This is a genomic window from Magnetococcales bacterium (assembly GCA_015231925.1).
GTDB lineage: Bacteria > Pseudomonadota > Magnetococcia > Magnetococcales > JADGAQ01 > JADGAQ01.
The window spans coordinates 1-2,835 of record JADGAQ010000322.1 but is presented as its reverse complement, the minus strand read 5'-3'; the positions used below and the strand labels follow the sequence as shown (position 1 = coordinate 2,835).

At 59.4% G+C, this 2,835-nt stretch carries 1 pseudogene; it reads left to right on the top strand.

Features of this window, described 5'->3' with window-relative positions:
- A pseudogene (locus HQL56_19365) lies at positions 1-2,361 on the top strand (DEAD/DEAH box helicase).
- Positions 2,362-2,835 lie beyond the last annotated feature (474 nt).

Below are 2,835 nucleotides of genomic sequence, written 5' to 3'. Positions count from 1 at the left end.
TCCGAATCCGTGACGGTGGAAGGGATTTCCGTGTATCGGGACTCACCCACCCGCTGCAGGCTGGTGGAGATTACCAAGGCGCACATCCGAATCGCAGAGATCCTGGGCGGAAAGACCCTGCAGGTTCCGGCCACCGCCAGCGGGCAGGTCATGAATGCGATCCGGGCGATTGCCCCATTGGTGACCATCCATTCGGGACTCGAAGAAGGCATTGCGGATGTCGAGGAGTTGCCGGCGGATGCCCGACCTCACATCCTGCTGTGGCCCAACGGAGACGGACTCAGGATCGCGCTCCAGGCGCGCCCATTCGCCGGAGAGGGTCCCTACTTTCCGCCCGGCAAAGGAGGCAAGACGATCATCGCTTAGATCAACGGCAGGCGGGCGCAGACCCACCGCAACCTCAAAGAAGAGGCCGCGCGGACGAAACGGGTGATCGATGCCTGCCCCAATCTCTTGGCGGATGAAGGGCAGAACGAATGGCTGATCGAGGATCCGGAAACCTGTCTGGAGCTGTTGCTGGAGCTGCAGGCGCTTGCTGCCGAGGAGGCGGTGGTGGCCTGGCCGGAGGGGGAGAAGATCCGGATCAGCCGCCCCATAGCCATGGATGGCCTGCGGGTGCGAATTCAGAGGGAAGAGGATTGGTTCGCGATCAAAGGCGAACTGACCGTGGACGAAGATCTGGTTCTGGACATGCGTCGGCTGCTGGAGTTGGCACGAGGCCGTGAGAGTCGCTTTTTGCCCTTGGGAGAGGGCCGCTTTCTGGCCCTGACGGAGAGCTTCCGCAAGCGTCTGGCGGAAATTGATGCCTTTTCCGACCCTCATGCCGGTGGCCAGCGTTTTCACCACTTGGCCAGCCCGATTTTGCGTGACGTACTGGAGCAGGCTGGAAATGTGGAGGAGGATGCCCACTGGCGAAAACAGTTACAGAGGATCGATCTGGCGCAGGCCGTCGAGCCGGATCTCCCTTCAACGCTTCAGGCGGAGCTGCGAGAGTATCAACTGGTCGGCTTCCACTGGCTGACGCGACTGGCGGCGTGGGGAGTAGGCGGCTGCCTGGCAGACGACATGGGACTGGGCAAAACGCTGCAGGCCATCGCCCTCCTGCTATACCGCGCCCAGGAAGGCCCCTCGCTGGTGGTGGCTCCCGTCTCCGTGGGAATGAACTGGCTCAAGGAGATCGAACGATTTGCCCCCACTCTGCGCGGCATCCTCTTTGGCGGCGGTTCGCGGCAGCAAATCCTGGAAGGGTTGCAGCCCTTCGACGTGGTGATCTGCAGCTACGGTCTTTTGCAGCAGGAAGCGGAGATGCTGGTAGCCATGCATTGGAATGTTATCGTGCTGGACGAGGCCCAGGCCATCAAAAACCGGCTGACCAAACGCTCGCAGGCGGCCATGGCCCTAATCGGATCCGTGCGCATCGTCACCACCGGCACGCCCATGGAGAACCATCTGGGGGAACTTTGGAACCTGTTCCAGTTCATCAACCCCGGCCTGCTGGGGTCGTTGGAACGCTTCAACGAGCGGTTCGCTGCCCCCATCGAGCGCAACGCGGACAAGGGAGCGCAGAAAAGACTGCAAAAATTGATCCGGCCATTCCTGCTGCGACGCACCAAGAACCAGGTCCTCGAGGAGCTTCCCTCGCGCACCGAGATCGCCCTGCACGTCGAGTTGAGCGAGGAGGAAGTGGCGTTCTATGAGACCCTGCGCCGCCAGGCCATCGCCCAGATCGAAGAGTTCGCCGGCCCTCCAGAGCAACAACGTTTCCGGATCCTGGCCGAAATCATGCGGCTGCGCCGCGCCTGCTGTCATAGCCGGCTGGTACTTCCGGACAGCCCACTCGAAAGCAGCAAGCTGGCACTTTTTTGGGAAGTGACAGAGGAGTTGTTGGAAAATAAGCACAAAGCACTGGTATTCAGCCAGTTCGTGGATCATTTAGCCATCATCCGCGCTTTGCTGGACGAAAAAGGGGTCAACTATCAATACCTGGACGGCAGTACGCCCGCCAAGGAACGACAGCGTCGGGTAGATGCCTTTCAGGCCGGAGAAGGAGATGTATTTCTAATCAGCCTGAAGGCAGGAGGCGTGGGAATCAATTTGACTGCGGCGGACTACGTAATCCACATGGATCCCTGGTGGAATCCGGCGGTAGAAGATCAAGCCTCGGATCGCGCTCATCGCATTGGTCAGAAACGCCCGGTGACAATCTACCGCCTGGTTGCCAAGGAAACGATAGAGGAAAAAATCGTGGCCTTGCATCGTCACAAACGGGATTTGGCTGACGGCCTGCTGGAAGGAGGCGAAATGAGCGGAAAATTGTCTTTGGAAGAGCTGTTTGATCTGGTGCGGGGCGGGGTATCTTGAGCTTCAACGGTTTGTCGCACATCGAAACCGGCAGGCAGGCACCCACACCAGAGGTCGAGGAACGCATCCGGGAACTGCTCGCAAATACGCTGCCAGCGGATATACACCCCGCTCCAACCCGAATTTGAACTACTGACTCTCCCCGGTCAAGAGGAGAGTCTGCACTCTTGCGAGCGACTCTTGCCAGTAACTGAGGCCAGTCCCTGATGGCCACTGTCCACCCCCGGACCGACTTGACAGCACCGCTTGAGAGCAACTGAGGCCGGGACTCTAAAGGAGACTAAAAAACAAGAGTCCGTCTTTCGGAGCGGTTATTCGAAGAACTAATTTCCTCCAGCACACCCTCTCCTTGTGCTGTTTTTCTGATCCTGGCTTCAGGCATTTACATCTCCCCAAATGCCCGATACGAAACGATGCCGCCCCCTGCCACCGCCCACGGCCAAGGCGACAACGATACCACCCGACTCAACCGGC